General features: G+C 70.8%; 18 protein-coding genes. 4 read left to right on the top strand and 14 right to left on the bottom strand.

What is annotated here, in order from left to right; all coding sequences use genetic code 11:
• Positions 1 to 397: 397 nt before the first annotated feature.
• Complete coding sequence (locus tag ACF053_RS30060) at positions 398 to 1,216, bottom strand: hypothetical protein (RefSeq protein WP_391956915.1); 819 nt, start codon at positions 1,214 to 1,216, stop codon at positions 398 to 400.
• Between the two features lie 599 nt (positions 1,217 to 1,815).
• Between ACF053_RS30060 and ACF053_RS30055 the strand changes: the two genes are divergently transcribed.
• The gene (locus ACF053_RS30055; RefSeq protein WP_391956914.1) at positions 1,816 to 2,397 is read left to right on the top strand and encodes a hypothetical protein; all 582 of its coding nucleotides are present in this window, start codon (positions 1,816 to 1,818) and stop codon (positions 2,395 to 2,397) included.
• 483 nt (positions 2,398 to 2,880) lie between these two features.
• Positions 2,881 to 4,638 carry an RNA-guided endonuclease TnpB family protein gene (locus tag ACF053_RS30050; protein WP_391956913.1) on the top strand — a complete coding sequence of 586 codons (1,758 nt, stop codon included), beginning with the start codon at positions 2,881 to 2,883 and terminating at the stop codon, positions 4,636 to 4,638.
• 959 nt (positions 4,639 to 5,597) lie between these two features.
• Here the strand turns inward: ACF053_RS30050 and ACF053_RS30045 are convergent.
• The 3 genes from ACF053_RS30045 to ACF053_RS30035 form a co-directional block, all read right to left on the bottom strand.
• Positions 5,598 to 7,085, bottom strand: a complete 1,488-nt coding sequence (locus ACF053_RS30045) for a hypothetical protein (RefSeq protein ID WP_391956912.1) — start codon at positions 7,083 to 7,085, stop codon at positions 5,598 to 5,600.
• Positions 7,085 to 7,630: a hypothetical protein gene (locus tag ACF053_RS30040; protein WP_391956911.1), complete on the bottom strand. Its 546-nt coding sequence runs from the start codon at positions 7,628 to 7,630 to the stop codon at positions 7,085 to 7,087. The genes ACF053_RS30045 and ACF053_RS30040 overlap by 1 nt, the downstream gene beginning before the upstream one ends.
• Before the next feature lie 100 nt (positions 7,631 to 7,730).
• On the bottom strand, positions 7,731 to 8,393 hold the full coding sequence (locus ACF053_RS30035) for a hypothetical protein (protein WP_391956910.1): 663 nt from the start codon (positions 8,391 to 8,393) through the stop codon (positions 7,731 to 7,733).
• 266 nt (positions 8,394 to 8,659) lie between these two features.
• Here ACF053_RS30035 and ku point away from each other — a divergent pair, with 266 nt between their 5' ends.
• Entirely contained in the window at positions 8,660 to 9,571 is a 912-nt protein-coding gene (ku, locus tag ACF053_RS30030; RefSeq protein ID WP_391956909.1) for a non-homologous end joining protein Ku, read from the top strand.
• Positions 9,572 to 9,609: 38 nt separating this feature from the next.
• Here the strand turns inward: ku and ACF053_RS30025 are convergent, their stop codons facing one another.
• Positions 9,610 to 9,948 carry a DUF6233 domain-containing protein gene (locus ACF053_RS30025; RefSeq protein WP_391956908.1) on the bottom strand — a complete coding sequence of 113 codons (339 nt, stop codon included), beginning with the start codon at positions 9,946 to 9,948 and terminating at the stop codon, positions 9,610 to 9,612.
• A 922-nt stretch (positions 9,949 to 10,870) separates the two neighbouring features.
• Between ACF053_RS30025 and ACF053_RS30020 the strand changes: the two genes are divergently transcribed.
• Positions 10,871 to 11,911: a hypothetical protein gene (locus tag ACF053_RS30020; RefSeq protein WP_391956907.1), complete on the top strand. Its 1,041-nt coding sequence runs from the start codon at positions 10,871 to 10,873 to the stop codon at positions 11,909 to 11,911.
• A gap of 1,253 nt (positions 11,912 to 13,164) precedes the next feature.
• Here ACF053_RS30020 and ACF053_RS30015 read toward each other — a convergent pair.
• From ACF053_RS30015 to ACF053_RS29975, 9 genes are all read right to left on the bottom strand, one after another.
• The gene (locus tag ACF053_RS30015) at positions 13,165 to 13,914 is read right to left on the bottom strand and encodes a hypothetical protein (protein WP_391956906.1); all 750 of its coding nucleotides are present in this window, start codon (positions 13,912 to 13,914) and stop codon (positions 13,165 to 13,167) included.
• A gap of 90 nt (positions 13,915 to 14,004) precedes the next feature.
• Positions 14,005 to 14,928, bottom strand: coding sequence for an Imm49 family immunity protein (locus tag ACF053_RS30010; RefSeq protein ID WP_391956905.1), 924 nt, complete (start codon positions 14,926 to 14,928; stop codon positions 14,005 to 14,007).
• A 78-nt stretch (positions 14,929 to 15,006) separates the two neighbouring features.
• A complete protein-coding gene (locus tag ACF053_RS30005; RefSeq protein ID WP_391956904.1) occupies positions 15,007 to 15,354 on the bottom strand; it encodes a hypothetical protein in 348 nt (115 codons plus the stop codon).
• A gap of 138 nt (positions 15,355 to 15,492) precedes the next feature.
• Positions 15,493 to 15,942, bottom strand: coding sequence for a hypothetical protein (locus ACF053_RS30000; RefSeq protein ID WP_391956903.1), 450 nt, complete (start codon positions 15,940 to 15,942; stop codon positions 15,493 to 15,495).
• A 931-nt stretch (positions 15,943 to 16,873) separates the two neighbouring features.
• Positions 16,874 to 17,251: a hypothetical protein gene (locus tag ACF053_RS29995; protein ID WP_391956902.1), complete on the bottom strand. Its 378-nt coding sequence runs from the start codon at positions 17,249 to 17,251 to the stop codon at positions 16,874 to 16,876.
• A gap of 152 nt (positions 17,252 to 17,403) precedes the next feature.
• Positions 17,404 to 17,538, bottom strand: coding sequence for a hypothetical protein (locus ACF053_RS29990; RefSeq protein ID WP_391956901.1), 135 nt, complete (start codon positions 17,536 to 17,538; stop codon positions 17,404 to 17,406).
• Between the two features lie 247 nt (positions 17,539 to 17,785).
• Positions 17,786 to 18,181 carry a MarR family transcriptional regulator gene (locus ACF053_RS29985; RefSeq protein WP_391956900.1) on the bottom strand — a complete coding sequence of 132 codons (396 nt, stop codon included), beginning with the start codon at positions 18,179 to 18,181 and terminating at the stop codon, positions 17,786 to 17,788.
• On the bottom strand, positions 18,181 to 18,651 hold the full coding sequence (locus tag ACF053_RS29980) for a transcriptional regulator (protein ID WP_330269934.1): 471 nt from the start codon (positions 18,649 to 18,651) through the stop codon (positions 18,181 to 18,183). Before ACF053_RS29980 ends, ACF053_RS29985 begins: the two co-directional genes overlap by 1 nt.
• Positions 18,652 to 19,872: 1,221 nt before the next feature.
• Complete coding sequence (locus tag ACF053_RS29975) at positions 19,873 to 21,561, bottom strand: helix-turn-helix domain-containing protein (RefSeq protein ID WP_391956899.1); 1,689 nt, start codon at positions 21,559 to 21,561, stop codon at positions 19,873 to 19,875.
• Positions 21,562 to 21,785: the final 224 nt, after the last annotated feature.

Here is a 21,785-nt window from a genome sequence, read left to right as displayed (position 1 = left end):
CCTGGATCGCATCGCCCTCCCGTTCCGGCTGGGCGCAGGCGACGACCAGTGCGTCTTCACCCGCTGGCGGCCCCGCCGCTGACCGACCACCACAAGGGCGGCTTTGTGCTCCCAGCCATGGCTGGGAGCACAAAGCCCCGTGGGACGTTATCCCAGCTCCGGAGCGGTGTTGTGCTCTCGTGACAGCTCGACACGCCGCCTACTTTGCGGCTGGTGTCCGAGCTGGGATTCCCGGGCCAAGGCGGAGGACCCCGGCGAACACATCTCACCGGGGTTCTCCATTATCTCGGGTGCGAAATGGGCGTCAGGCGTGTTGACTGAACTAACTTCGGTATTTGTGCAACCGGGCACGCTTGCACCGGCCCCAGCCGCCCTCGGAGCTGCCATGGCCGTCCGGTCAGTCGTTCCCGCCAGCCACAACGTATGGGGACTGGAACATGTCTTCCGTCAGGCTGCCCTGCTTGGTGACAACGAGGGCGGCGATAGGAGTGCTTTTCCGAAAGTCGCCTGCAGGAGCAGATGTCAGGCACTGAGGGTTATTGTGGGGCCGCGAGCCGCTAGCGTGGTCCTTTACGTCATTGGGGACACAGTCGTCCGGGGCTTTGTTCATTCCCAAGCACGGCGAGGTCATGCTGGTGTCGCCCCGGGAGGAGTAATGGATGCCCACAGCAATGGCGGTTCCCACTCCTCTCTGCCCCAAGGAATGGGTCTCAAAGTAGCTGCCGGAGTGGGCCCCGCAGTAGCCGAACACGCGAAAGGGCTTTTCCCATACCTCACTGTACGGAGTGCGGTTAATGGTCAGTTGTTTAGACTCTCCGAGCGGAAAAGCAGGGCGAAAGTCTGTTCTGTCTGCAAAGATCCCCACGGCCAATACGCTGATCCTATCGGGGTCCACCAAGAGCTGGATGCGCTCCCATTTCCGATTGTATTGGTAGATCCTGTTGCCGGATGCCAACCTCTGCGTGTAGTGAGGCTTGTCGTCCATGATCTCTATCGCGCGGTCCAAGGTCTGCCCCGGTCGCAGCTGCTCGACCAGCTTCTGCTCTTTCTCCACTGGGGAGTCTTGGGTCAACTCGTGGGCCACCCAGACCGCGCCGCCGATCACGGCGATCAGCGCTGCCAGCGCCTCCAGCGACTGAACAACCACCTTCCACTTCCGCCCGTGCCTCCTGGTCTCTGGAGGATGGGTCGCTCCCACGTCGTCGCCGGTGTCCATTGCTGCGCCTACGCCTCCTCGTCCCAGCCGGACCCCTGCGCACACGTCACCACGTGGTAAAGGCCCAGATCGGAGGACGAGACCGGAAAGGGGCAGACAAACACCCGGATCGCGCAACCTCGACAGCAGTGTGTCGGAGGAGAGAGATGTCTCAGTTGATGGGTGCGCTCATCGGAGTTTGTGGCACCGTCGTGGGTATTGGCTTGAGGGCCCTTAGTTCGGAGAAGGCATGTGAGGCATACAGCTTCCGTTGGCCCGTGCCTGACAGGTATCTCCGGGTCGTTCAGGCACGTACGGCATGTTCGTGATGTACGTGCCACCCTCAACCTTGGTTCGACCGAACCGAAGTCGTGCGACCTTGTTTCGGCCGAAACAAGGTCGCACTCGCCCAGGCCGTGTGCCGCTCGTTCTGCTGGCAGCGGTGCGCCCTACCGTGGAAGTTCACGGCCAGACGCGTACCGCCGTTCGCCGCCGTGCCGGGCGCCCACGCCGCCCGGCGCACAGTCGGCCAAGGTCCTCCGGGGCCCGCGGGTCAGCAGACCGTCCCGGCCCGATTCGCCGGCGGGGAGCGTGGGGATACCGCCAGGCTGGAGTCGACCGTGCCGAAGAAGCAGTCCACCGCCGCGCAGCGCGCCCGCGAGGCCGCGCGCCAGGGCGGCAAGTACACCCGAGCCCTGCGCACCGCCGACGGCCCGCCCCCCGGCGCCCCCGGGCCGGACGACGCCTACGGCGGCCACGAGTTCGAGTACGAGAGCAGCACCGACCTGTTCCGCTGCACCGAGTGCCGGGTCTACGAGGTGGCGGCCCGGGACACGAACGGGCCGATCACGCCGTGCACCGGGCTGGTCGGCTACGGCGGTGACACCGAGCGGGTCTACCTGCTGCTGACCCAGAACCCGGCTCTCCAGCACAGCCACGCAGCGTTCCTCGCGACGAAGGTTCGCATCACCGGCATCGGCCGGGCACCGCGGATTTCGTGGCGGAACGAGAAACTGCTGGTCGAGTCGGCGCCCAGCGTCGTCGCCGAGCTGGCCCGCCAGGTCGAGCTGATCACCACCACAGTCGAGGACCGGCAGGTCCCGGCCGTCGCCTCGGTCGAACGCCTCACCGCGGAGGCCGGCCGGGCCGTCCTCGCGGAGAACTACGCGGCCTACGTCGCCGAGTACGGCGAAGACGCGTAGGGGCGCTGGTCGACGAACAGCCGTCCAGGAAGTGGTTCGGCCGAACCACTTCCTGGCTACCTGCCTTACTTGCCTGACAGCGGGTCGTGCCGCCTGAACTGCGTGAAGTGCCTGCGGACCCTAGATAAACGGAGCCTTCAAGATCAATCTCACCGAACCGCTGTACCGATGTTCCCCATGGCCGGAGCAGGCCCGCCATCTCGCCGGGAGCTGCCCGACGGCCGCGGAACAATTCCCGCCATACATCTACCCGCTTGGCCGGATCCGGGTGCATGATGCGGGTGTGGCACCGCCTCCGTTCACCCCCACGGCGGCGCCTTCGGCCCCGCCCTGCAGTGACCGCGCGGGCGGGGCCGCGCCATCCCTCCCGGCCCTCCCCACGGGAGGGCCGGCGCATGCGCAACTCCCGCCCCGCGCACCGATCACACCCGCTACGCTTACCGCTCGTAGCGGACCCGGAACTCTGCGCATAGGGGGTGTGTTGTGCCAGTCGAGACCATCACGCGCGCCTACCGGTTCACCCTGGACACCTCCCCCCACCACACCGCCGTCCTCGAACGCAACGCCGGCGCCGCACGCTGGGCTTTCAACCACGCCCACCGGATGCTGCTCGCCCAGCACGCCGCCTACGACCAGCGCAAGCAGGCCGCCGCCGAACACCTCGCCGGAATGACCCGCGACGAGATCACCGCCCGCCTCCCCAAGCCCGAGCGGAAGAAGCTCTACGCCCGGGCCAGGCAGGTTGTCAGCGCGGAGAACAAGGTCCTCGTCGCCGAGCTCCAGGTGTGGGACGACCACCGCAAGCGCGTGGTCCACAAGGGCAAGCCCGCCCTCGACCCGGGCGACGACCCCGGCGAGGACGGCACCGACCTCCAGCGGCAGCTCTACGCCCGCCGCCTGCACCTCGCCCGCCTTCAGCAAGCCGACCCCGCCGCATACACCGCCGAACGCAAGCGTGAGCTCGAAGCGGTGCGCCCCGCCATCCTGGAGAGCAAGCAGCACCTCGCCGCCCGCGGCGCCTACCGGCCCGGCTCGTTCGACATCGCCAGCATCTGGCGCACCACCCGCGACCTTCCCCGGGAAGAGGGCGGCTGCCCCTGGTGGACCGAAGTGGCTGTCGGCTCGATCACCTGCGGTTTCGACCGGGCCGATACCGCCTGGAGGAACTGGATGGCCAGCGCCGCCGGCAAGCGAGCCGGCAGCCGCATGGGCGTGCCCCGCTTCAGGAAAAAGGGCAAGGCCCGCGACTCGTTCTACCTCGCCAACGCCGCGCGCTCCGTCGTCCATCTCGACGACTACCGGCACCTGCGCATCATCGGCCTGGGCACCTTCCGCCTCCACGAGTCCGCCAAGCGCCTCGTCCGCCTGCTCCGCAAGGGCCTCGCGGAGATCACCTCCGTCACCATCACCCGGTCCGGACACCGCTGGCACGCCTCCGTCCTCACCCAGGTGCAGCAGGAGATCCCCGACCGGCCCACCGCCCGGCAACGCGCCGCGGGCCTCCTCGCCATCGACCTCGGCTCAGCCCCCCTCGCCTACCTCTCCGCGCCGCTGGACCCCGCCGACCCCGACAGCCGGGCCATCCAGGCACCGAAGCCGCTCCACGTCGAGCTGAGCCGCCTGACCCGCGCGCAGCAGGCCCTGGCGCGTACCCAGAAGGGCTCCAAGCGGCGCCGGAAGGCCGCCCGCCGGGTCGGGCGCATTCACGCCCTGGTCGCCGCTCGCCGGGCCGGCCACCTGCACGGTGTGTCGAAGCGGCTGGCCACCGGCGCCGCGCAGCTGGCGATCGAAGACCTCGACCTGACGGCACTGACCGCGTCGGCCAAGGGCACCGTCGAGGAGCCCGGCACCCACGTCAAGGTCAAGTCCATGTTCTCCCGGCACCTCCTGGACGCCGGGCTCGGTGAGCTGCGACGCCAGCTCACCTACAAGACCCGCTGGTACGGCTCCACCCTGGTCATCCTCGACCGGGGCGAAGCCACAGCGACGAAGTGCAGCCGGTGCGGCGAGCGAAACCCAAGCTCGTCGCCCAGCCGCCAGCGCTTCACCTGCCCTCACTGCGGCCTCGACGTGGGCCGCCGTGACAACGCCGTGCGCAACATCTACAAAGCGGCGCGCAGGGCAGTCACCACGTCCGTGGCCTGCGGCGAGCGGGACACGCAAAACGCCCTCCGAGACGGGGACCACCCGACCGCCGGCGACGGCGGCGGACCCCTGTCGCTGAAGAGACCCCCGCCCTAGGCGGGTGGAAGACCTCCCCCTCCAGGGAGGCCACCTCAGCCGAGTAATCGGCTGGCCATCCACCACCCTCAACTCAACAGAGCGTTCCACGAAGGGTGCGTCCCGCACGCCTGCGGATGGGTCCTGCTGATCGACTGGTCGCCAGTGCTCGCGGGAATGCGTCCCACACGCCTACGGATGGGCCTGCCCGTTTTCATCGACCCAGTGGCCTGCTCCGCTCTCAGGTGCGGCGCCGTGCCCATGGGCTGAGCCCCGTGTCGGTGGGCGCCAGCCAGGTGGGCCCCGGACAGGTTCGCCCCAGCCAGGACACGAAGGGTGCGTCCCACACGCCTACGGATGGGCCCCGGGATCGGACACCTGGATGATGCAACAGCTGGTGCGTCCCACACGCCTACGGATGGGCCGGATTGGCTCTAGATGGGGTTGGCTCCGACGCCGTGCGTCCCGCACGCCTACGGATGGGCCGGGAGAACCACCATGGGCGCGGACGGAGACATCGTGCGTCTCGCACTCCACGGATGGGTCCTCGACTACCTCTGCTGAAGAACGTCAACCGCACGCCTACGGATGGGCCGGCGACACGCTGTTCGAGACACTGCTGGCCGGGGCACGCACCGTTACTCCGGATGGGCCCGTGAGCGAACTTTTGGATCTCGCAGACGCCCGGTGTGCCCCGCGCTCACGGCAGGACCGAGATGCCCGCAGTTCCGGCCCTGCCCCAGAGACACCTCGTACCGAGCCGAAGTGGACGGGGCACGCGGAGACACATGAGAGCGGGGACTCGTGCGGGCCCCGGCGAGTTGACACCGGCCGCGGGCCGGACCCGCGGCACCTTCAGCGCCGTAGGACTGTGGTTGGCAGGCGCCGGCGAGTTCTTGGGTGGGCGTCCGCCGCGGACACCCTTGCCGGGGCGGGACGCGAGTGCCTCCCGCGGCCGGACGATGTCCGGCCGTACGCCGTCAGGACGGCGGGCGGGGTGAGGGGACGTAACCCTTCTGCCGGGCCATCACATCCTCCATGTCCGCGTGCAGGTCGTAGTCGGGGTTCAGCTGGACTGCCGCCAGGAGCGCGTGGCGGAAGCGGTCGTCGCGGTGGTACTGCCTCACCACCCATGAGGGCGCGGCGCCGGCCTGAGCGGCGGCCTGTTTCAGGGTGGCCCCGGAGGCGAGCGCCGCAACCACCAGCTGCTGGGCGCGAGCGTCGCGGGAGACGCGGTCGCTGACCGTCTGCTTCACCGGGCGCTTCCCGGCCCCGGCCTCGTATGCCGCCTTCACCATCCGGTCGGCCTCGGGAACCCGGTCGCGGGCCTTGCCCAGCCAGTAGGCGGTGGCGCCGATGGTCTCCAAGGCCCTGTTGATCGTCGCGCCTTCCTCCAGCAGGGGCAGCAGCGCGGCGAGCTTCTTGCGGTCCTGCTGGACGACGTGAGCCTTGGTCGAGTCGTCCGCGGGGTTCGGTTGGGGGCGCCGCCGGGCCGTGGGCGGCCTGACGGTGGCCGCCTGCGTGCGGGCGGCTGCCCGCACGTAGCTGCGCTGCTGCCGGGCGTCGGAGAACGCGCGGCTCACCGTCGCGTCGATCTTTGCCTGGTAGCGAAGCCACCCCATGTTCCGTCCGGCCGCCTTCAGCACCGGTTCGGGGTCGCGGTCCGCTGCGAGCTCCGCGAGGGCCTGGGCGACAAGCCGGTCGCGCGCGGCCTTCTGCACGCCGGCCACCGCGGTCGCGAACCGGGCGTCCTGGACGGTCCAGGCGTTGACGTGAGAGGCGGGCACACCCACCGTGTCGGCTGCGGCGGCCAGGGTGGGGGCGCCGCCGGCGAGCGCGTCGAGCACCCGCTGCTGCTCCTCCCGGCGGATGAGCGCGCCCGGACCTTTCCGCATGACCAACTCGGCATCGGCCAGCTGGGGGACAGCCAGCCGCCAGGCGCCGGCGTGCGGGTCGCCGTCTTGGCCGCGGGCGAGGGCCAGCAGGTGATCGATGACCTGCCCCATCAGGCGCCTGTCCTCGCCTTCGGCCAGCAGCGCGGCCAGGCGCGGCGTGATGGCCGCCATCTGCCGGACGCGCTTGCTGGTGGTCCCGGCCCGGCGGGCCGCCTCCAGCAGCGGCACACCGGCGGAGAGTTGCTCGACGACGCGGTCCACGACGTCGACGGGCAGCGCGTTCTTGCGGGCGCGCCAGGCCCGCGACTCGGCGTTGTGCGCCTCGGTGCAGGCAGGGCAGCGGCCCCTGTTGCGCCAGCCGGTCAGGGTGCCGCAGCCCCGGCCCGCCGCCGCGCAGACCGGCGCCTGGGGACGGGCAGCGGCGTCCTGGCCGGGCGGCGACTGTTCAGCGGCACCGAGGGGGGCACCCTCGGTGGCGTCGCGCCGCCCTTCGCCAGTGCCCTGGTCGTCCTCGCGGTGCGGTGCCTGCCCGGGGCGGCCCCGGGCGGTGAGCGGGCCGCTCCGGTCGGCCATCAGCCCTCCCCGACGACGGGCAGGGCGGTCAGGTCGTCGCGCTGGCAGGCGTCGATGACGGCCAGGGCCTGCGCGCGGGACCAGGAGCGGCACACCTCGGCGAGCTCGGCCGGGCGGAAGGACTCCGCCAGGTCGGCGTCCTGCACCTCCTGCGCGAGCAGCTCGCCGGGCGCCTCGATCCACACCTCGTCGATGAAGGTGCTGCGCACCAGGTGGCGCAGCGCCCGCCACTGGGGCCCGGCCAGCGGCGGCAGGTCGTTCAGCTCGGCGGCCAGGAGCCGCTGGAGGGTGTCGGCGGGCAGTGTGTGCCGGTTGTCGTCACCGGCGCGGCGGGCGCGGGCGATGGCCTGGGAGATCGTCTTCTCGGACACGTCGAGCTCGATCGAGAGCTGGCGGGGCCCGCCGCGGCCGCGCCGGGCGGCCTCCTCGGCGATGGCGCGGGCCCGGTCGTCCGCGCCGGCGGTGCGCTCCCGGTTGCCCCGCTCTATGCGGGCGTCGGCGGCCGCCAGCCGCCGGTGGAACAGGTCCGTGACGTTGTCGGACATCGAAATGGTCTCCTCGCAGGGGAAAGAGGGGGCCCCGGGGCCGCGCCCGGCCGGCGGGCGGCGGCGCGGCCCCGGGAAAAGAGTGGGGAGGGGGTGCGGGTCAGGCGCTCAGGCCGTCACGCAGCTCGCGCAGGTGCGCGTCCAGGCCGTCGACGAAGACGACCGGGTCGGTGGTCACGCTCGTGCCGTCCGGGGCGGGGAACGTCTGGCGCTCGGCCTGGGCCAGCTCGGCGGTGATTTCGCGGGCGATCTCGTCCAGGCGCTCGTCGGTGGTGTCGGCGGTGATGTCGTAGTCGTCCGCCTCACTGCCGTTGACCGCGCCGTCGACGTCCCACACCACGAGCACGTCGTCGGCGGCGAACGCCTCCAGCTGGCCCTGCCCGGCGGGCGACTCCTCGGCCAGGCCCAGCGCCTTCATCAGCTGCGCCTCGGCGTCCTGGGCGTCGGCGCCGAGCCGGGCGACGAGGTTGTTGCCGTCCCACTTCTGCTCCCAGTCGGCGCAGATCCGCGCGGCGTGCGGGGCGATGGCCTCCATGACCCGGTTGGCGGCCTCGCCGTGCAGGACCGGGATGGGGTAGCGGCGGTCGAAGCCGTGGACGACGGAGGAGGGGCGGGCGTTGCCGACCTCGGCGTTGTAGGAGGCGTGGAGCGTGCCGGCGCGCAGGTCCAGCTCCAGGTAGGCGGGCTGGGGCTCGCTGTGGCCCTGGAAGCGGCGGTAGAGCTCGGTGGGGCTGGTGCAGGGGATGATCGTCGGTGCGGTCATGGCGGGTACCCTCCGGGGTAGTCCGGGCGGCCCTGGTCGGCCTTCCGGGCGGGGTGTCGGAGGTAGCCCCCTCCGACACCCACCACATTACTTACCCCACGGGGTAAGTACAACCCCGTGGGGTAAGTTTCCGAGTGTCGCCCCGGACCCGTCCGGTGCACCCGGGCAGGATCCGGCGGGCCCGGCCGCACGGCGGAGGATGCCGACCACCCCGCACCCGACCTAGGCTGGAGAGCACCACCAGGGGGGAAGCCTGGAGGTGTGCGGTGCCCCGTCCCGTCTGGTCCGGCGCGATCTCCTTCGGCCTGGTCACCATCCCCATCAAGGTGGTGACCGCGACCGAGGACCACTCGATCGCCTTCCGGCAGGTCCACACCGAGGACGGCGGCCGCATCCGCTACCAGAAGGTCTGCGAGATCGACGGTCGCGTGCTGGACCAGGCCGAGATCGGCAAGGGCTACGAGATCGCCAAGGACACGGTCGTCCAGGTCACCGACGAGGAGCTCGGGGAGATGCCCCTGCCGACGGCGAAGGCCATCGAGATCGTCGCGTTCGTCCCCCGCGGCCGCATCGACCCCGTGCAGATCTCCACCAGCTACTACCTCCAGGCCGACGGCCAGGTCGCCGGCAAGCCGTACAAGCTGCTGCGCGAGGCCCTGAAGCGCTCCGATCGGGTGGCCATCGCGAAGTTCGCCTGGCACGGCCGCGAGCGCCTCGGGCTGCTGCAGGTCCTGGACGAGGCCATCGCCCTGCACTCGATGCGCTGGCCGGACGAGATCCGCGACCCCGCCGAGCTGGCCCCGGCGCCGGCCGACGTCGGCGACGCGGAGGTCGACGGCGCGCTCGCCCTCATGGACGCCATGACCGTCGCCCGCCTGGACGACCTGCAGCTCGCCGACCGGTACCACGACGCGCTCGCGGAGGTCATCACCGCGAAAGCCGAGCACCGGCGGCCCGTGCCGGTCGGCGGCGAGCCGGAGCCGGCCGGGCAGGTCGTCGACCTCATGGCCGCCCTCAACGCGAGCGTGGAGCAGGCCCGCGCCGCCCGCGGCGACGATGCAGCCGGCGGGGAGCACGCGACCGTCCACGAGATGCCGCCCCCGAAGAAGAAGGCCCCGGCGAAGAAGACCACCGCGGCCAAGAAGACGGCCCCGGCGCGGCGCCGAAAGGCCGGCTAAACCCCGGGCGCCCGGGCGCCCGGGTCCACGCGGCGTGGCTAGCCCGCGTCGAGGACCCCTAGCTCGGTGTCGGGCCTGCACACCTCGCACGCCGGGACGCCCTCGGCCAGGGCCCGCCGTGCTGTGTCCTCGGAGACGCCGGGCGCCTTGCGGCCCATCCCGCAGCCACCCAGGTGGACCTTGACCGGCGCGCGCACGGCGCCGAGGCTGCGCTGGATCCGGTAGTCCGGCGTCGGCGGCGGCGCGGCGCGCCGGTGGGCGGCCTGCTCGGCCTGGAGCTGTGCGATCCGTGTGTCGGCCTCCGCCAGGGCAAGCGCGAGCCAGTGCCGCAGGACCAGCAGGCGGTCGAGGTCGGGAGGAAACGCGAAATCGTGCACACGTTCGAGTCTAGGGGGGCGCGGTTCCGAACACGACTGCAGGGGCCCCTGCCCTCTGATAGAGGATCTTGACCTATTGACAGGTGAGTTTGACCGCCTCCCAGCGGGCCGCTCAAGCCCTACGATGACCGGCACCACCCGCCTGACTGGAGGAGAAGCGCATGGTTGGCCCGCGCTGGGTTGCAGCATTCGTACATAAGGGACAGGAGCAGCGCAGACTGGGATGACGATCGCAACGCCTTGATCTTGGATCGCCAAGCCGGGCGTCTCGTGCAGGCCAGCAAGCAGCCCGGTTTCCAGTGCGTCCGCGAAAGCGCAGGCTACGAGCACAGCTTCCCGGCCCCGCCAGGTTGGACCGTCAGGTGGTGCAAAGACGGGGAGGACGACATCGTGGACCCAGTGGTTGGCTTCATGGAGGACCCGGCGGTTTTCGGTGGCGTCCCACTGATTGCCGACCTAGAGGCGTGCATCGTCCATGACCTTCGCTCCATGCTCAGGTCCCGTCTGGGCCGCCAACCGATTCTGATGCCTCCGACCACCTGATTCGGACCGGGCGCCGTCGCCAGCCAGCAGTACCGCCCAGCCGTCAAAATCTTGGCAATCAGTCAAGATCACCTGTCAGGGGACAGCCCCGCCCGGAAGCGCCCCAGCCAAGAACCGCCGCGCCGGAACGGCCGGCACTGTCAGCCCCGCGGCCCGGCACCGTACGGCACTCGGACCTGATCGATGCGACCGGCAAGCTCGGCCGCGCGGGTGCGTTTCTCCGCATGGGCGCCGCTCCGGTGCCGCTGACCAAGTCCGTCTCCGGCTGACCGTGTCCAGGGGGAGCGGCCGCCGTTGTACGCGAAGGTGCGACCTACTAGCGCGTCATCGCATGCGACGCCGCGACCTCCTGCCGCGCCGCCGAATGAGAGGACGCCCGATGACCGAGCACCCCGCAGTTGACCGCGACCGCCTGCCCCACGCAGTGACCCAGCTCGTGACCGTCTTCGAGCAGCTCGGAGCCGAGCACAAAGCTCTGGTCGCCGAGGCCGAGAAAACCACCGCGAAGGAGCGCCGCGGCACCGTGAACCGCATGGCCGAGGGCGTCGCTCAGGCCAGCTACACCCTGAGCCACATCGTGAACACGCTGGCCACCGTCCACGGACTGAAGGTGCTGGGCATCGACCGGCAGTTCTCCAAGGACGCCGACGGCGCCGACTACAGCCCCCTGAACAGCCTGGGGCATCCCGGCGAGACGCTGTACGAGGCCGCGGGCCACCTCCAGGCAGTCGCCCACACCTTGGGCAAGGCGTACACACCGACGCGGAAGCATCCCGCCCTGGCCAGGGCCCGATGTCCTCAGCACCTGGGAACCGCCCTGACCAGCCTGCGGGCGGCCCTGGAGTCGGTGTGCGCCGACCTCGCTGACGACCAGGACGTGGAGGCGGTCACCGAATACACCCCCAACCTGGCGTTCCTGAGCGACCTGAAGGACCGCGTATGCCGCACCGTGCCCCCTCAAGGCGCCTGGCCCAGCTCCAAGCACGTCCTGGTGAGCACCGATCTGTGGCGCGGCCTGCTGGATTCCGGGATGGGGCATGTCGAGCGCGACGTCGCGATGTGGCTCATGCTCCAGACGGCCCAACAGCACCGAGCTACGGACGAGATCGCTGCGCAGCTCGACTACGAGCAGAGCCAGGTCGACGAGGCAAGCCGCCCAGGGAAGGCACGGGGGAAGCCTTCCCTGGGCGGCTCTGCCCAGCCTAGGGCGCCGGTGCCGGCGGGCAGCGACTTTGCGTCAGCCGCCCGTCATCATGTCGTCCACCCACCCCGCGAAGCCGTCCCGGCCGAGTGCGGCCACCCCGTACATCGAGAGGAACACGGCCGCGTAGTGGGCCGAGACCTGCCGGCCGTGCGCAGTGTCGATGTCCACGCCTCCGGTCTGGTGCCCGGCACTGGTCGCCTCCAGGTAGGCGACTAGTGCCGCCCGTGTCTCCTCGGGCGCCAGCACAGCGAAGGCGTGCAGTCGCTCCTCCTGCTGCTGCAGCGACAGCCTCACCCCGGCCGCCGTGGCGAGCCTCACGATGGTCTGCATGGCTCGGCGCACCAGCATGAGGGTCTCGGTGGCCACTGCCGGACTCGCCGCCATCCGGCGCTGGGCCCGCGCCACCTCGGCCGGCTCTGTCAGGCCGTAGCCCCGCACCAGCTGCACCGCTACCTGCGCCGCCTCCTGGAGGGGATCGGCGGCGGCCGCGGGCGTGTTCCCGAAGAACCCCAGCGCATCCATCGTCATCAGGACCTCGGCCTGGGACGTCGAGATCTGCTCGGCGGTCGCGATGGTGGCCTCCCACCCCTCCAGCCAGCGGCGTACGTTCGACCGGCTCAGGTGCGCGGCCCGCTGCCGCAGGCATCGGATCGCGGCAGCGTGGACGAGTGCCACGAGCTTCGGGCCCTCCAGGGGGGCGTCGCCGAAGAGCTCGGAGAGCGAACCGGAGTCCATGGCCCGCAGCGCCTCGGCGATGTCCCGCTCGATGTCCGCTGGGGCGACCCTCACCGGTCCGAACAACTCCGGCAGACGGGCACCCGGGTCCTTCTCCCGCAGCTCCGCGCCGCCCTGGCGCAGCAACATGCCGGCCACCGAGACCGCCCGCTCTGTGGTGTCGCGGTCGGCCATCAGGTCGTTGTGGGCCCGCAGCACGGGGGCTTGGTCCGCACGGAAGTAGCCCCGCAGCAGCCCCAGCACCGCAGTGTGGGCGGCGCGGAAGTCGGCCAGGTACGCGGGGTCGGCGTCGGTAGTCGTCACACCGGTACAACGAATCGCCCAGTCGGCGGACACGCCCCGGCACGTTGCACCAGGGTCCGCCGGGTCGTTTCACCGGCTATGAGGACCACGCCGCACCGGCTCTCGCGAAGCAGGCCGAAGCACTGGCCGAGGCCGCCTGTGCGCTGCACGATGCCGGCGGCGGAGCAGGGCCGTGGGACCGGAGCGGCAGCCGAGGACGCCATCGAGGCGGTCGAGATCACCCTGCTGGCCCTGGCCGCGGCACAAACCACCGCCGGGCTTGCCTTCGCCTCCCTGCGGCAGGACCTGGCCTTGCTCCGGCGGGACCTCGGACTGCGGCCCGGCGAACTCACCGGACCCGGCCTGCCCGCAGCCCCACCGCCGTCATGCCCCCCGGACGAACCAGACGGCGGCGGCCGCGCCGCGGCCTCGGTCGCGGCTACACACCGCTGTCACCCTTTCGTTGACAGCCGGGCGTCATCCGCTGCGAGGCGGACTGCCGACAGCTCCGCGAGCAGGTCGCGCGCGGCGTCCAGCACCAGGGCTGCCTCGTCGGCCCACGGGCCGGACGGCTTCAGGGCCTGGCGACCGTACGGCGCGATCCGCGCGCACACCATCTCCAGGTACTCGACCGTCTGCACGACGTCGGTGGCCTGGGCCAGCTTGTCGAGGGAGTAGGCCGCCTCTCTGGCCAGCTCCGGCCACGCGCCGGCGACGTCGACCAGGCGGCCGCCGACGGTCTTGATACGGGTCTCGTGATCGCGGCACCACGCCTCCACCACCCGGCGCCGTGCGCGGTCGCGCCGCTGGGCGCGGACATCGCGGTCGCCGCGGTGGGACTCGGCCGCCCGATCCAGGCGGGTCGCCCTGGCCTCGGCGGCCTGCCGGTTCGCCAGGCCGAGCGAGTCCGCGATCTTCTGCCACGATGCCGAACGGCTGCGGGCGGCGCGGATCAGATCGTGCTCCAGGGCGTCCAGACTGGCCCGCGCTTCTGCCATCTGGGTCAGGGCGGCCAAGACGTCCTCCGCCGGGACCTCCGGCGCCTCTTCGCCGCCGTCCGTGTAGAAGCCGAGCGCCTGGGCCCGGACCTCCTGCATGAGCTTGAGCGGGTCGAGGTAGTTGCGGTTCTGGCCGTAGCGCTCGCGCAGCAGCTCCTCGGCCGCCTCCTGCATTCGCCGCTGTTTCGCGTGGTCGATCGCCATGGGCGCCACCCTTCCACACGACAGGCGATTGTCACCAAAAAGTTGACACTCTCGTTCGGGGGCAAGCTGGCCCCCGGGGCGACGGCTTCGTCAGTGCTGCGGGGGGCGCAGCAGGGAGTCGGGCAGGTAAGCCGACCTGATGCCCAACTGCCATCCGTGCGCGAGGCAGGCGAGCGCGGCCACTGCGGCGGTCCCGACCGGCAGCAGGGTTCGCGGCGCCGGGCCGGCGCCCACGCCCGCGCGGTGCTCCGAAAGCCTCTCGGCCAGGGCCTGCTCGAAGGCGGGCTGATCGTCGTCGAGCAGGACGCGCAGCAGCCGCTGGTCCTCGTCCAGGGCGCCGGCCGCGTCGAGCCGTTCGGCGGCGCGGGCCCTCGCTTCGATGTCGGGCTTGGCCAGCGGGACGGGGCCGGGAAGGGCGCCGGGGTAACGCCCCTGCACGATGGTCAGGTACTCGCACAGCGCGTCCATCTCGGCGAGGTCGGCCGGCGTGGAGACCGACTCCCGCTTCGAGTAGGGCACTCCGTCGCGGATCGCGGGCGCGTAGTCCTCGCGCAGCAGCGGCCCGATGACCCGGCTGCGCTCCCACACGAGGCCGCTGATCACACACAGGGCGAAGGCCCTGACCCAGGTCTGGGCGGTGGTGGCCGGAGACGCCGGCTCCCAGGTCTCTTCGTAGTGCATCTCCGCGCTGGTGAGCGTCTCGTCCACGAGGGGCAGGGGGACGTCGAAGTCGCCATCGGGGAAGCAGCCCAGGCTCAGCTCTCCAAGGGCGCACTCCGCCGCGGTGAGCAGGACTTCACGCGACCTGGCCGTGTCCAGCGCGGGGTCTTCCAGGGTGCGGGCGCCTGCGAGGTCGAGGAGGTCCCCGCCCATCTCCCGCAGCCCCTGGCGCAGAGGACGGCCGTCGTGACGCATGGCGGACCAGTGGTCGATGGCCCGGCGGACTCCGCGCTGAAGGGTGTCGTCTATCTGCTCTTCGGCAACGTCGTGGCGTGCCACGTCCTTGATCGTCATGTCCGCCATCCTGCCAGCGGGCACTGACAGGCCGTACGGGCTGGACCTGCCGTTCGGCGCAGCCCCGACGCGCGCTCCTCAGCCGGGCGAGCCTTCGGCGGCCGGCGGGGTCTCCAGGAACGCGGTGGCGTCCAGGAACTCCGAACCGCGGTCGGCGGCCGCGACGTCGAGCCGCACCTTGCGTACGGCCGCCAGGAGTTGCAGGGCCGGTGTTGCGGCCAGGTCGAGGTCCTCGCGTCCGACCCCGCGCCGGGTGGCCAGTTCGTCCAGGACCGCCTGCCGGTGGCTCCAGCGGGCGGCAGCACTCCGGTACGCGGGGCTCGTCTCTCCGTGCAGCAGCCGGGCACGGCTGAGCGCCGTACGGGCCTCTCGGACGTCGGCACGCACCCAGTCGGCCAGCCTGCCGGGCGACTCTTCCACGATCACCGGTGCTTCCTCGTTGCTGGCTGCGGACGGACGGCAACACGCTAGACGGTGTCGGCCGCGCCGGTACCCGACAACCAGCAATCGCCCCGAAGAAGCCCCAGCGGCGCCCGGCGAGCGGGGTGGGGCGAGGGCGGCCGGTCAGTCCAGCGTGGAGACCACGGCCAGGGCTCGACCAGACGCGATCTGGTCCCCGATCGAGTCCACGTCCCCCGTCGCCGCGGTGAAGTGGTAGAGCTGTCCGGCCGCGCGTGCCGCCGCACGCCAGGCGTCGGTGGTCGGCAAGGTCCCGTCGTACCAGGCGGCCCCGTCGGGCTGCCGTACGAGCAAGTGGTCTCCGGCCAGCCGGGCCTCCCAGCCTGGGCACGGAGCGGCCCATCCTGCATAGTCCGAGGTTTCCACCCAGCCGAGTTGGCGAGCGCGGGTGATCAGGGCGTTGGCGTCCGTCAGGGCGCCGTTGTCGTCCAGGAGCGCGATCGTGAGCTGATGGGTGTAGATGATGCCCGGGGTACGGGGACCAGGCAGCCAGGCGTGAGCCCGGACATCCAATACCGGCAGGCCGTCCCCGACCTGGCCAACGAACTCAATCACGGCCCATGCCTCCCTTGTCGTTCGACATCACGCACAGCCTGGCAGGACAGCTGAACCGCTCGCGACCATCACGGGGATCGGACAGACGCACGGCCCCGGTGATGTCACCGAAGAGTTGACATCACCGGAACCGTGAAGTGCGCGTTGGTCTGGACGCCAGCCGACCACTTCACCCACCCCGAGGCCACACAAGCCCCTCAGAGCGCCCGGCAGGCCGTCCGGCGCGGAATCGGGCCCGGAAGCGCTGCGCGCGCGAGAGAGGGCGAACCAGGGCCGTTCCTGGGGGGTTTGAGGGCCGAGGAAGCGTCACCACCTGTACCGATACGGCGCCTTGCTTCTTCTGTCGCCGCGCGAAGCGCGTCCTTTCATCTGTTCATCCCCCCACGGTCCGCAGACTGCAACGGCGGGTCAGGGGGGCACGGATGAGAAGCAGCGCGGAGGGGTGGGGCGGGGCCCGCTCAGCCCAGGACGGGCCGCAGGGAAGGGCTCCACCCGGGCCACGGCCCCGCCCCGGCCCTCCGCCCCTCTTTCGCGCGCCCTTGGGCGCGCACTCTCAAGCCAGGGGGATAATTAACCTCTAGCGCCTTTACGGCTGAGCGGTGGCCCGCTCCGCTCGCAGGTGCGGCGCCGTGCCCATGGGCTGAGCCCGGTGCCCACCGGTGCCCTCCACTCCCCCCAGGCCGGAGACGCCGCTACTACGTCGCGGGGGCTCGTCGCGGCACGTCAGCCCGGGTGTCCCGAGGGGGAGTGGGCCCAGTAGGGCCCACGGACCCGAGGGAGGAGGATCGGGCGCAGAGGTCAATTATCCCCAGTCCGGCTATACGGGGCTCCGAGGGCTTCCGTGCGCGGGCACGGCGAAGGCCCGCCTCCCGGAAACGGTGGGGGCGGGCCTTCGGAGAACTGGGGCCACCGGTGCGGGCGGCGGGGCGAGTCAGGTGGCCGGCTCGTCGTACGAGGGCTCGATCTCCCCGTCCACACAGCACTCGGCCGTCTCGTCCTCGACCTCCTCGCCGCAGCTGTTGCAGAACCAGTAGACCGGCTCGGGCTCAGGGACGCTCGCCGAAGATCCCTCCGGCGGATCGAAGTCGCTGAGCCGGGTGCGGACCGGAGCGTGTACGGGCCGCCGGCCCTGGCGGGCGAGTTCCGTCAGGAGCTCGGCCCCGGTCAGGCCCCGCCGTGACGCGTCGGCCTTCACGGCCTGGGCGGCCTGGACGAGGCCGGGGTCGCGCTGGAGCAGCTCCCACATCTCGTCACGGACGACGAGCAGCGGCTTCGGCTCTGCCGTTGCCGGGGAGGACGGGTGTTCCACGGGGTTCCCTTCGGTCGGGTTTCTACAGGGTAGGGCGCGGTCAGCCGGGGGGCGTTGGTTGCAGCCAACGGGCCCCGGAACGAGTTCGAGGCGAGCGCAACGACCAGGACCAGAGCACGGCGGCCGCCGCCGCGGGTGCGCCGTCACCCGGCTCAGTCGACGACCGCGACCTGCTCGCCAGCCGCGTACTCGACCGTGTCGCCGGAGGAGTACGTGACGCGGACTCCTCCGGCCAGCAGGTCCGCTACCACGTCCACGAGGTAGGGCAGCTTGTCATCGTCGATCACGACTCGATCGTTGCGCGTCAGGGAGTCTGCGACGATCCGCTCGGTTCGCCTCTGGGCGTTCACGTTCATCTGCTCATCTCCTGCGGGCGGTGGGTTTCGAGTGGCTGCCGGGCGGAGTGCCAACCCCTTCCGGCACGTAGAAAAATACCAGTTCAAACGTCAAGCGGGGAGGGTCCCGTCGTACGCGTCCGCGCGCGCAAGGGCCCGCGCCCCCGATTCGGGGCGCGGGCCCTTGCGCGCAGGTACGTCAGTCGATCGGCGTGGGCACCGGGAGATGCCGGACGGTTGCGAGCGGCCGGTCCTCCTCCAGCGGAGCGCCGTTCCTGTCGATTTCGAGGGCTTCGTACACGGCCGGCCCGACCCGGTAGGTCTGGACCCCGACGATTCGCCCCGCGGGTTCCACCCACCCCTCCGCGAGGAGCGCGTTAACCGCCCGGGAGGTCGCCGAGGTGCTCATCTGGAGCCTCCCGCCGATCGCGGAAGCCGACTCCTCGACACGATGACCGAGGGGAACCCCGCTGGCGACATACATCAGGATCTTGGTCGCGGCGGGAGGCAGGGCGCCCGACTTGCACAGCAGCTCGTGGAGCTGCTCGCGGTCCAGCCAATGTTCGACGTCGAACTGCTCAGCCGGCGAGCTCATCACTTGCCCTCCTTTGAAGGCCGCGACTTGGAAGCGGACTCCGGCGTAGGTGCCGGAATTACAGGATGCCTCATGTCCGCCACCGCCTTCACCTGGTCCTCGGCCGATCCGTCGTAGCCGAAGCGCCCGTTCAGCCGGTAGAGCTGCACCCTGGCCATGGTTCCGGCCTCCAGCAGGAAGCCGCCCGCGTGGAGCTTCTTGATCGACTTCGAGACCTGCCGGGGGTTCATCCCGAGATCCTGGCCGATCTCATCGAAGGTCTTCTCCAACCGTGCAGCCTTTTCGCCCGAGTTGAAGATGTAGTACCCCAGAACGTCCCGGTCGTTGCGGTCGTATCCGGAGTCCTTCCGCCAGACTGCCGCCCCCATCTCCTTGGAGACGTTCATGTGACGGCCACGCCAGCTGTACCGGACCGGGGCCTTCTTGGGTTGCTCGTCCTCGAAGCCCGGCAGCATGTCGACGTGCATCATCTCGCCAGTCTCGCGAACCACTCCGGTGCGCCTTGCCATAGCCTCCCACCTCGGGTTTTCCCATGTACGGGAACCAAGTGGGCGCCACCTTACACACCCTTCCCGGAATCGGGAAACGCCCCCCGGCGAGCCCGGCGTGTCGGGGTCGACCCGACCGTTTCCCGATATCGGGAAGGGTAGTGCAGATACTTGCATTCGTCTGTCGGGAAACGTACAGATCAAAACGCTCTGACCTGCGGAAACGATCTTCGCCTCTAACTACGTAGTAGAGGTCCGCGGACGACGTGCAGCACGGAGGCGCCTTCGGCGCGTTCACCCGCGCCGGCCCGTCGGACAGCATCCCCGTTGACGAGGGCCTGGGCAGGTAGGCGGCTTCGCCGCGCACCGAAAAGCAGCGCGGCCCCGACCAACCCCCCTTCCTGCCAGCCACTTCTCAGCAGCAGGGCACCAGGGTTCGACGGATGGCGGGCCGCCACGTAAACCGCCCACGGATGCCGTGCCCCGGTCCTGCTGCACCTACTCGATGACGTGAAGTTTCTCCGGCGGCGATGTCCACCTCAGCCCGTGACCGGAACCCCGACCGGCCCGAGGTCGGCGTCTGGCCTCAGTCGATGGCGACACCACGACGCTGGCCAGCCACCAACTTCAGGGGCAACTGCCCAGGGAGGGCCCCAGGGCCCGAGCGGTCAAGCGCGCAGGCCGCGGAGCGAAGCGGAGTGGCCGAGCACTTGAGGGCAGGCGGCAGTGGCTGGTCCAGCGCAGCCGAAAGGCGCTGGTGGGGGGTCCGGGGGGAGGCGCCCCCCGGCGATGGGCGGTCCAGCGCGCCCTGGGCGCTGGCGAGGGGTCTGGGGGCAAGGAGCCACCAGTACCCGGCCGAAGGTCGGGTGTACCACGGACGACGCTGAGGCCGTAGTGGTACCTGACGGCCCAGCGGCTGCGGGTGACGGTGGTGAAAAGCGGCTGGCGGCGGGAGGGGGTGGCGGCGGTCTGATCTTCGGCTTCCGGATCGTGGTCGGTGTTGCTGCTCTGATTCGGCGGGGGACTTCTTGAGGCGCTTGCGCCGTTGACCGCGGCGAAGCCGCCTGCCCGCCTCAGGCCCGTACGGCGGTGCGGATATCGGACGGGCTGATCTGGGCAAACGCGCCGTAGGCGCCTTGATGCCTGCGGACATGGATCGGCCCCCGGCGGGGACTCCCCCCGGGGGCCGATCCATGTGGTGCTTCACCCGATGTGGGCGGGCTGCTTCTTCACCGCCTCGATCCGGCACCGGGCGCACAGGCCGTCGGTGCCGACCGCGGGCTTGTCCCACGGGCAGCCGGTGTTCTCGTGGCCGGGGCAGTGGTCGCCGGCCCACGGTTCCTGAGCCGGGATGGCGACGCCCAGGCCGTGGTCGGGGCGATCGGCTGCCGCAGCAAGAGCCACGTTCTCCTCGACCGCGGCCTGCTGGGCAAGCCGGTTCTGCTCACGGGCGTAGTCGTCAGCGGCGAGCCGCACAGCGAGGGCCTGCCCCAGGACGTCGGCGCCCTCCCTGGCCGCCGCCCGGCGGGCCTGCTCGATCCCCTCCATCACGTGGGTCCGGAACGCGGCGGCGGCCTGGTCGTCGCCGCCGGTCCGTGCGCGGTACGCCGAGACGGCCTGATCGACGAAGGCGGCGACGTCCCGCTTCGAGGAGGCGATGGCTCCAGCGCAGTCTCCGCACGTCTGGCCGGCGGTGCCCCAGTCCTCCTTGCAGTGCGGGCAGGCCCGGCGGCGGAACTCGGCTTCCCTCTCCTGGGCCCGAGCCTTCCGCTCCCGCTCCTTGTCAGCGCGGCGGTCCTTCTCCCGCTCGATGCAGCTGCGGCAGGGGTTGCCGTCGTCGAGCTCGCCGTCCTCGCAGCGCGGTTCGGGGCACGGGCCCGGCTGAAGCATGGCGACGACCGCGCCGACCGGGCTGGTCAGGGTCCCCTCGGCGCAGTGCTTGGTGTAGCCGTGCGTCACCCAGCGGCGGGCGACCCGGTCCCCGAGCAGCTTTGCCTGGGCCATGCCGCCCCCGGCCAGCTGCTTCTCGATGGCCTGGATCACGGTCTTCGGCCGGTCGGTGCGGACCTTGCGGACCAGGGCCTCCCGGAGCGCGTCCGGAAAGCCTTCGAGCACGCGCTGCACCTCGGCCGTCACCAGCACTTCGCCAGATCGAGCCGACGTCCGGTTCGGCGCTCCTGCGCCGCCCGCCGCGGCGGAGCCGCTCGACGTCTCGCGCGCGCTACTACCGGTAGAGGGCCTACGGCCGTCACCAGCGCTACGCGCTGCAAGCGCCGTCTGTGGTTTCTGTTGGTCTGGTTTCTGTTGGTCTGGTTTTGCACCCCCATTTTCAGGGGTACCGGCGCCCCCATTTTCAGAGGCTCCCGCCCCTCTACTTTTGGGGGTACCGGCCCCCCTATTTTTAGGGGTGCCGGGCTGACCTGCGGTTTCGCCCTGGTTGGTGGCCTCGAAGGCGGCGGTGTCGGCGGCCTCGGCCGCGGCCTGCGCCGCCAGGCGCTCACTGCGGCGAGCCAGCCACTCCTGTCGGGTGCGGGGGCCGGTGTAGTCCTTGGGCGGGTGGAATCGGACGTCGTAGACGTACCGGCGGCGCATCCCGTTCTGGTAGCGCTTCTCGGTGATCACCACGGCGCCGATGGACTGGAGAGCCTCGCGGTAGGGCTTCAGCTGGTCCGGGTTCTTGATCTTCATGGCATCGGCCAGCTCGGGGCCGGCGGGCCAGACGCGGTTGTCCGGTCGGCCGTGGTTCACGCATGACGCCAGGACGGTCCAGAAGTCGCGTTGCGCGGGTTTGAGGTCGGAGTACGTGATCCATTCTGGGACCATCGTGAACAGCGGTGGTGCGTCGGAGCTGAAGACCTCGATCTCGTCGTCGAAAACCGGCTCGTCGGTCATGCGGCCGCTCCGGGGCCGGGCTTGTGCGAACGGATGGTCGAGTGGTGCTGTCGTGGCACGAGTGCTTCCCTTTGAGGCAATTCGGGGAGCCTCGTGGGCCAGATAGTGGGCAAGCGGCGTGATGGGTGTGCTGCGGGAGCACGGCCGCGTCTATCCTGGCGCTGCTGGCGTGTGGGCACACGCCAGAGAGGCCCCACCTGATGGGTGTGGGTTACGGCCCCCTC

Origin of the sequence: Streptomyces kanasensis (assembly GCF_043077165.1) — a bacterium.
GTDB classification, from domain to species: domain Bacteria; phylum Actinomycetota; class Actinomycetes; order Streptomycetales; family Streptomycetaceae; genus Streptomyces; species Streptomyces changanensis.
Note: the sequence above shows the minus strand (reverse complement) of the source record. Positions and strands in the feature narration are given on the sequence as shown.